Origin of the sequence: Promineifilum sp. (SeqCode), assembly GCF_041918635.1 — a bacterium.
Taxonomy (GTDB): domain Bacteria; phylum Chloroflexota; class Anaerolineae; order Promineifilales; family Promineifilaceae; genus Promineifilum.
Genome location: NZ_JAYRVJ010000090.1, coordinates 1 through 2,682, shown reverse-complemented (window position 1 = coordinate 2,682; position 2,682 = coordinate 1). Strand labels below are relative to the sequence as shown.

1 protein-coding gene and 1 pseudogene are annotated in these 2,682 nt (G+C 67.6%); both read left to right on the top strand.

What is annotated here, in order from left to right:
- Nucleotides 1-566 (top strand): annotated as a pseudogene (locus ACE3UY_RS02975) (hypothetical protein); the annotation flags it as partial.
- Complete coding sequence (locus tag ACE3UY_RS02970; protein ID WP_374686064.1) at nt 553-2,649, top strand: ArnT family glycosyltransferase; 2,097 nt, start codon at nt 553-555, stop codon at nt 2,647-2,649. The pseudogene ACE3UY_RS02975 and the gene ACE3UY_RS02970, both read left to right, overlap by 14 nt.
- Nucleotides 2,650-2,682 lie beyond the last annotated feature (33 nt).

Here is a 2,682-nt window from a genome sequence, read left to right as displayed (position 1 = left end):
CGGCGCTGCCCTACCTGCTGGTGCTGGCTGGCGGTCTGGCCGCGCCCGAGTTGCGGCGGGTGCGGCCCCATCGTCTTTCGGCCGGCCGGTTCAGTCCGACGCACGTGACCGCCGCCGGGGTGGCTGTCCTGATCGCCGTCGCCCTGTGGATACATCCCCATTACTTGAGCTACTTCAATCCACTGGCCGGCGGCCCGGCCAACGGCTACCGCGTCCTGACCGATAGCAACGTCGATTGGGGACAAGACCTGCTGCGCTTACAGACCTGGATGGATAAGCGCGGTGTATCCTCGGTTCGTCTCGGCTGGTTCGGCTCGGCCGCCCCCGACTACTACGGCCTGGCCTACGAACCGCTGCCCGGCGTCGGCCGCGATCAGTTCTTCCGCCTGTGGTGGGACGTGCCTTTTGACCCGGCGCAACCGGCTCCGGGCGTCTACGCCATCAGCGCCGGCAGCCTGTGGGAACTGCCGCTGCGGGTCGAGGAGAAGCGCGTCTACGCCTGGTTCCGCGACCGCGAGCCGGATGACCGTATCGGCTACTCCATCCTGATCTATGACGTCCGCTGATCGATCCCAACTGTCTCCGCGGCGGGTCGAGTGGCGGGCGGGCCAAGCGCGCTGGCTGCTGCTGGCGACCCTGACCCTGCTGATCGCTGCCCTGTTTCGCATGGTGGCTCTCGACGAAGTTCCGCCCGGCTTACATCAGGATGAAGTGCTTGCCGCTGACATCGCGCTGTTTGTCCGCAATGGGGAGAACGCGCTCTTCTTCCATCATGGTTACGGCCAGGAATCGCTCTACGCCTACCTGGCCGCACCGTTTGGGGCGCTCTATGGCGATAACCTTCTGGCCGCCCGCCTGCCCTCCGTTTACCTGGGGCTATTGCTGGTCGCGATAACCATGCGCTGGGCGAGGCGCGATTACGGCGCGACGGCCGCGCTTGTCGCCGGGTTAGGTCTGGCCGTCAGTTGGTGGCCGGTCATCTTCAGTCGCATCGGCATCCGACCCATCCTGGAGCCGGTACTGCTGGTCGCCGCGGTCTGGTTCTGGCCGCTGCGCGACCGGGCGCTCGGCCGTCGCGGGCTGATGTCGGCCGCGCTGGCGGGCATGCTGTTCGGCCTGTCGCTCTACAGCTACACCGCCGCGCGCGTCGTCCCCGCCATTCCCGCCTTGCTGCTCCTCTACTTCGGCCTGCGATACGTCCTGGGGGTGATGGGCGACAGAAGCCGCCAGCCGGCCGGGAGCGCTTTCCTGCGCGGCCAGATTGTTTACGCTTCGCTTATCCTGGTCGTGGCCCTTCTCGTCTATTTACCCCTGGGCCTGACCTTGCGCGCCAATCCCGAGTTGGAGCAGCGCCTGCAACAACTGGAAGGCCCGCTGACGGTGCTGCGGGCCGGCGATCCGGGGCCGGCGCTCGACATGACAGCCGCCACTCTGGGTGTCTTTAGCTTCACGGGCGATCCGCGCTGGACGTATAGCCTGCCGGATCGCGCCCTGTTCGACCCGCTGACGTCCCTTCTCTTCTACGGGGGGCTGCTTATCGCGCTGTGGCGCTGGCGTCGTCCGGTCTATGCGTTGTTGCCCATCTGGCTGGCGGTGGCGCTGCTGCCCAGCGCCCTTTCGCCCGATGCGCCGAGCACCGTGCGGCTGGTCGGCGCGCTGCCGGTGGTTTACCTCCTGCCCGGTCTGGTTGTGGCGGCGCTGTGGCAACGCGCCCGCGCCCGCTGGCCGAACTCCCGGCCGCGTTGGGCGGTTCTGGGCGGGACACTGGTTCTCCTGCTCGGCCTGAACGCTTACGGCACGGCGCGAGACGGCTTCTATCGCTGGCCGCGCGAGCTGGAAGTGCGGCTTCGTTATCAGGCAGCGATCCGCGACATCGGCCGCTACTGGAAGGAGACGGACGGCGAGACCGCGCCCGTCGTCGCCGATAGCTTCTTTGACCCCATTGACGCGGATACCTTGCGGCGCGGCCTGGGTATGGATGTCAGGGCGCGTTGGGTGCAGACCGGCGCGGAAGTACCGGGCGCGGTGGTCTGGCCCGCCGGCGTGGTCTCGCCGCGCCTCTACGTGCCCGAGTACGCGCCGCTGGCTGCCGAACTAGCCGCCGCCGCGGGAGTCGCCGACGAACCGATTTATCGCAGCACCGCTGCGCCGTCGTTTACCGTTTACGTTCTGCCCCCGGAGCCGGCTGCGACGCTTCAACCACTGGATGCGGATTTCGGCGACGCGGTCGGGGTCGCGCTATCACTGCGTGGCGTGGCCATGGCCGGCGAGCCGGAACCGGCGCCGGCCGCCCTGCCCTTGCAGCTAATAACCTGGTGGTATGTAGACGCGGAGGACAGCGCTGAGTCGCTTGAGGGTGAACTGGCGATCTTCGTCCACCTTCTGGACGAGAGCGGCGCGCTCGTCAGCCAGGCCGACGGACTGGACGCTGCCGCCGCTACCTTATGGCCGGGCGATCGTTTTCTGCAACGCCACTTGCTCCCCCTGCCGGCGCTGGCCCCGGGCCGCTACGAACTGCGACTGGGCCTCTACCGGCGCGACGAGGGACAGCGGCTGCTTCTGCCCGACGGGGCCGATTCGCTGCTGCTGTCTTTGTGCGAGGCGGATGAGGTGGGTCAACTGGCTTGTGAGTTGCCCAAATCCCCCTAGAACAGTACCATCCACCTGCGTGGCGTCCACTCG

Coding starts and splice junctions, on each gene's coding strand:
- ACE3UY_RS02970 (WP_374686064.1), top strand. CDS start 553: ATGACGTCCGCTGATCGATCCCAACTGTCTCCGCGGCGGGTCGAGTGG.